4 protein-coding genes and 1 pseudogene are annotated in these 5510 nt (G+C 68.1%); 2 read left to right on the top strand and 3 right to left on the bottom strand.

Annotation, left to right across the window (positions count from 1 at the left end; genetic code table 11):
• The 3 genes and pseudogenes from lysK to LH128_RS23640 form a co-directional block, all read right to left on the bottom strand.
• Nucleotides 1–656, bottom strand: a pseudogene (gene lysK, locus LH128_RS23650) (lysine--tRNA ligase); the annotation flags it as partial.
• A gap of 232 nt (nt 657–888) precedes the next feature.
• Nucleotides 889–1179, bottom strand: coding sequence for a DUF2218 domain-containing protein (locus tag LH128_RS23645; RefSeq protein ID WP_008832215.1), 291 nt, complete (start codon nt 1177–1179; stop codon nt 889–891).
• Nucleotides 1176–1841, bottom strand: a complete 666-nt coding sequence (locus tag LH128_RS23640) for a PadR family transcriptional regulator (RefSeq protein WP_008832214.1) — start codon at nt 1839–1841, stop codon at nt 1176–1178. Before LH128_RS23640 ends, LH128_RS23645 begins: the two co-directional genes overlap by 4 nt.
• A gap of 234 nt (nt 1842–2075) precedes the next feature.
• Between LH128_RS23640 and LH128_RS23635 the strand changes: the two genes are divergently transcribed.
• Entirely contained in the window at nt 2076–4805 is a 2730-nt protein-coding gene (locus LH128_RS23635) for an ATP-dependent DNA helicase (protein ID WP_008832213.1), read from the top strand.
• Nucleotides 4806–4828: 23 nt separating this feature from the next.
• Complete coding sequence (locus LH128_RS23630) at nt 4829–5374, top strand: SixA phosphatase family protein (RefSeq protein ID WP_008832212.1); 546 nt, start codon at nt 4829–4831, stop codon at nt 5372–5374.
• The last annotated feature ends 136 nt before the right edge of the window (nt 5375–5510 follow it).

The following is a 5510-nucleotide window of genomic DNA, read 5'->3' as shown; positions in this document are numbered from 1 at the left end:
TCGTCGGTGAAGCGGATCAGGCCGGTCTTAGCGTCGATCACCTCGACCGGCACCTGCAGCACCACGCCCGTCGTGGGCGAGACCGGCAGCACGGGCGAATAGGTCCGGCGGCGCTCCTCGCGCAGCGTGGGGAGCATGACGTCGAGAATCGCCTGATTGCACTCCAGTACGCGCGCCAGAGCGGCGTCGAACGCGCCCGAATTGTAGCGGTCGCTGGCCGAGACGAATTCGTAGTCGAAGCCGAAGCGGTCGAGGAATTCGCGCAGCATCGCATTGTTGTGATGCGCGAAGCTCTCGTGCGTGCCGAACGGATCGGGGATGCGGCTGAGCGGCTTGCCGAGGTTGGCGGCGAGCACGTCGGCGTTGGGAATGTTGTCGGGCACCTTGCGCAGCCCGTCCATGTCGTCCGAGAACGCCACGAGCCGCGTCGGCGCGCCGCCGGTCAGCGCTTCATAGGCACGGCGGACCAGCGTGGTGCGCAGGACTTCCTGGAAGGTGCCGATATGCGGCAGGCCCGAAGGACCGTAACCGGTCTCGAACAGCACCGGTGCGCCGTCCGGTTTGCCCTGCGGAAACCGCTTGAGCAGCTTCTGGGCCTCCTGGAAAGGCCAGGCCTTGGACACACGTGCGGCTTCGATCAGGGCATTTTCGGTCATGGCCCGCGCTCTAAGGCGAAATCTGCGATTATCGCAAGGGTTCAGTCGATGGCTCACGTACTCCAACACCAAAACACGCCGTCATCCCAGCGAAGGCTGGGACCGTTAGCCTATTATTGCCAACTATCGTCAGGGCGCCCGGCCGAGGGGTTGGGCTTTACGCGGCTAACGGTCCCAGCCTTCGCTGGGATGACGGCGTATGAGGAGGAGCGTTCAGCCCCTCCTTGCACGCTCAGTCCCGCCACGCCCAATCATAGACCAGCGCGTCCTCGCGGAACGCGAACCGGTCGATGTGACGGGCGACCACGTCGGTCAGGCCCTGCACCGCGTCGCGGTCCTCGCCGGTGATGGTGATGGCGATGCCCTCCGCATCGGCGTCCATCACGGTGACGGCATTGGGGAACGTCACCGTTCCCTTATCGCCGTCCACTGCGGTTTCCAGCTTGTGGCTCCAGTGCTTGCAGAGCTGGCGGACGTACTTGCCGCCATTCGGTGTCTTCACGGTTGCGGCGATGGTACTCACTTCTCGATCCTTTCGATCTTGCGGGTGGCCTCGTCGATGACATCCGCGATCTGCAGGATGAAGTCACGATCGGCCCCTTCGGTCGAGAGCCGGTCGAACACCGCCGTCTTGAGCGCATGGAACGCCCGGCGCACCGGCGCAGGATCGACCCGGTCACGCTGCGCGGCAAGCGCCCCGAGGCGGCCCTTGAGTTCGGCGAACTTCTCCGCATCGGCCCCAGCCTTGGCGCGGCCTTCGGCGGTGGCCTCGAAAGCCTTGCGGGCGCTGTCGCCGGAGACGGGGGCGATCAGGCCGGTCTCTTCCATGTAGATCAGCGCGGGGTAGACCACGCCCGGGCTCGGCGCATAGTCGCCGCCCGAAAGCGCCTCGATCTCGCGGATCAGTTCATAGCCGTGGCGCGGTGCCTCGACGATCAGGGCGAGCAGCAGGGTCTGCAGTTCGGCCTGATCGAACAACCGCTTGCGACGACCGCCGCCGCGCGGACCGTCAGGACCACCGCGTCCGCCGCGACCTTCAAAGCCGCCACCGAAGCCGCCGGGAAAGCCCTTCCCGAACCCGCCACCAAGCGGTCCACGGGCCAGCCCGTGCAGGCCGTGCCTGCCGCCGTGGCGGCCAAGCATCGCGCGCAAGTCTTCGGCGCCTTCGGACATCGCAGAGATCATGTCCTCGCGCCCGAAGCGGCGTTCTCCACCGTGACGGCCGCGTCCCCCTCCATGACGGTGGCCGTGGTTGCAATCTGAGTTTCTCATCATTCTTTCCATATGCTTCATGATGGCCTTAAGATATATCTTGAGTGAAATCCAACAAGAGGGAAATTTGTATCGAGCCGTAATTTTTTCCGTGGAGCGCGAGAGCCCGGCGTTTCCAATTCCGCCCCCCGTGCCTAATGAGAGGCCATGGCCGCCCTGCCCCTCCCTGCCCTCCACGCCAGTCATGGCGGCTGCTGGCTGCGCGAGAAGGATCTGACCGGCCTCGGCACCCGCCCTCTTTCCAAGGGCGAGGCGGTGATGGCCGCCGCCGACACCCCGCTGCTGATCCTCAACGCGCCCCTGCTGGCGACACGGCTGGGCTATCCGGACCTGTCGGGGCTGGACCTTCTGGAACTCTACGCCTTCGTCCATCCGGCGCGCTTTGTGGTACCGACCCCCAAGGGCCTTGCCCATGCTCTCGGCCTCGCCGAGCCGGAGGGCGATTCCGATGTACCGCGCCTGCTGCAGGAAGCGGCCGGCGCCCTGCTCGACATGTGCGAGAACGGCGCCTGGTCCGAACGCGAGGGCGCATGGACCTCGCTGCAGTCGCTGGTGAGGATGCGCTGGCCCTGGGCCACGCTGCTGACGGGCCGCATCCGCAAGCCCGAACGCGCCGAACGCTGGCTGTTCACCCGCCTGCCCGAATGGGAGGAAACCCCCGAAGTCCCCCAGCCTCGGCAGGTCGTGCTGGAGGACGAGGAAGTCCTGCAGCGGCTCGCCAGCCTCACCGGCAGCGCCGCCGAACAACGCCCCGGCCAGCGCGCCTATGCGGTGGAGACCGCCCACGCCTTCGCCCCGCGCGAACGGTCCGGCCGCCCGCACGTCCTGCTGGCGCAGGCGGGCACCGGCATCGGCAAGACGCTGGGCTATCTCGCCCCCACTTCGCTGTGGACCGAGAAGGCGGGCGGCACCGTCTGGGTCTCCACCTATACCAAGGCGCTGCAGCGCCAGCTGCGCGCGGAAAGCCGCCGCGCCTGGCCCGAGCGACGGGCCGACGGCACCCGCCCCGTGGTGGTGCGCAAGGGCCGCGAGAACTACTTGTGCCTCCTCAACCTCGAAGATGCGCTGCAGGGTGGCTTCAACGGGCGCGCGGCGATCCTCGCGCAACTGGTGGCGCGCTGGGCGGCGTACTCGCAGGACGGCGACATGATCGGCGGCGACCTGCCCGGCTGGCTCGGCACCCTGTTCCGCCAGCGCGGCATCGCGGCGCTGACCGACCGGCGCGGCGAATGCGTCTATGCCGGGTGCCCGCATTACCGGAAGTGCTTCATCGAGCGCGCCACCCGCGCCAGTGTCGGCGCCGACCTCGTGATCGGCAACCACGCCCTCGTCATGGTCAATGCCGCGCGCGGCCGCGATCCGGCTTCCCGCCCGACCCGCGTGGTGTTCGACGAAGGCCATCACGTTTTCGACGCCGCCGACTCCACCTTCGCCGCAGCGCTCACCGGCGCCGAGGCGATCGAACTGCGCCGCTGGGTGATAGGTCCGGAGAAAGCCTCCAAGGGCCGCCGCCGTGGCCTCTCAGCCCGCCTTGCCGACGTCGCCAGCTACGACGAGGCTGGCGCCAAGGCGATCGCCGCCGCGCGCGAGGCCGCAGAGGCGCTCCCCGGCGACGGCTGGATGGGCCGCATCGCCGAGAACGCCGCCTCCGGGCCGCTGGAAGAACTGCTCGCGGCTGTGCGCGCCACGGTCTATGCCCGCGACGAAAGCGGCGGGCAGGAAGCGGGCTATGGGCTCGAAACCGAAGCGGCCAGCCTGGAAGGCTCGTTCGTCGAGATCGCGCAGGCCGCCCGCGCGGCGCTGGCGGAACTGCGCCAACCGCTGATCCGCCTCGGCATGCGTCTCGAAGCGCTGCTGGAGGAGCCGCCCGACTGGCTCGACGGACCGGGCCGCGCCCGCATCGAAGGCGCGCGCCATTCGCTGACATGGCGCGTCGATACCCTCGGCGCCTGGGAATCGCTGCTCGACCGCATGGGCGGCCCGGCCGATCCCGAATACGTCGACTGGCTCGCCGTCGACCGCTCCGAGGCGCGCGAGTTCGACATCGGCATCCATCGCCGCTGGCTCGATCCGATGAAGCCCTTTGCGCAAGTCGTGCTCGAACCGGCACACGGCGTCGTCATGACTTCAGCCACGCTGCTCGACGGCGAGGACTGGGCCAAGGCCATCGCCCGCTCCGGCGCGCCGAACATCGAGGTGATGCCGCGCCTGTCGATCCACCAGAGCCCGTTCGACTACGCGACGCAGGCCGAAGTGCTGATCGTCACCGACGTGCCCAAGGGCGACATTCCCGCCCTCTCCGCCGCCTTCGGGCGTCTGATCGAAACCTCACGCGGCGGTGTGCTCGGCCTGTTCACGGCGATCCGGCGGCTGCGCGCGGTCTATGGCCGCATCGCCGACCGGCTCGCGCGCGGAGGGCTCCCGCTCTACGCGCAGCACGTCGATCCGATCGATACCGGCACGCTGGTCGACATCTTCCGCGACGATCCCGCCGCCTCGCTGCTGGGCACCGATGCCTTGCGCGACGGGGTGGACGTTCAGGGCGATTCCCTGCGCCTCGTCGTGATGGAGCAAGTGCCCTGGCCGCGCCCGACGATCCTGCACCGCGCCCGGCGCCTTGCGGGCGGCGGCAGCGCCTACGACGACACGCTGATCCGCGCCAAGTTGGCGCAGGCTTTCGGCCGCCTCATCCGCAGCCGCGAGGACCGGGGGCACTTCGTGGTGCTCTCGCCCGCATTCCCCTCGCGCCTGCTCTCCGCCTTCCCGGCGGGGACGCCGATCCGGCGGGTTACGCTGGAGGAGGCTTTACAGCGCGTGGCCGGTCATGCTCAAGGAGCCGCAGCGGACCGGGCGGAAGACTCGCAGTCGCTATCCTGATCCGCTGTTGTAGAGTTGGCCCCATGAAAATCCTCGGCATCTTCCGTCACGCCAAATCGGACTGGACCGATGCCCGTCTGCGCGACTTCGACCGCCCGCTCAACAAGCGCGGGCGGGTCGGGGCGGGTGTCATGGGCAAGCACATCCTCGAACACGGTGTAGGCTGGCGCTACATCCTCGCCTCGCCCGCCGTGCGCGTGACGCAGACGATCGAGCTTGCCGGTGAAGCGGCCGGAGAGACGCCGCCCGTCACCTGGGACCGGCGCATCTACCTCGCCAGTTCGGCAGCGTTGATCGACGTGCTGAAGGATCAGGAAACGGACCCGCGCTCGATCCTGCTGGTCGGGCACAATCCGGGGCTGGAGGATCTGATCTTCGACCTCGTGCCGGATGATGGGTCCAGCCCGTTGCGCGATGTGGTTGAGGACAAGTTCCCCACCGCTGCCTATGCGGTGGTGGAACTGGACATAGAGCACTGGTCTGACTTGCGCGAAGGCTGCGGTCGGCTGACGCATCTGGTGCGCCCGCGCGATCTCGATCCCTCGCTCGGGCCGAGCCTGACCGAGTAACACCGCACCAGGGCGTACAAGCACCCGTCATCTCAGCGAAAGCTGGGACCGCTGGCAGTGCTTGAGGCGAAACCTATCGTCGAGGTGCCCTGACGCTGGCTCACGCCTAAAGATTTTCCAGCGGTCCCAGCCTTCG

This window comes from Sphingomonas sp. LH128 (genome assembly GCF_000293195.2).
Taxonomy (GTDB): domain Bacteria; phylum Pseudomonadota; class Alphaproteobacteria; order Sphingomonadales; family Sphingomonadaceae; genus Novosphingobium; species Novosphingobium resinovorum_A.
Note: the sequence above shows the minus strand (reverse complement) of the source record. Positions and strands in the feature narration are given on the sequence as shown.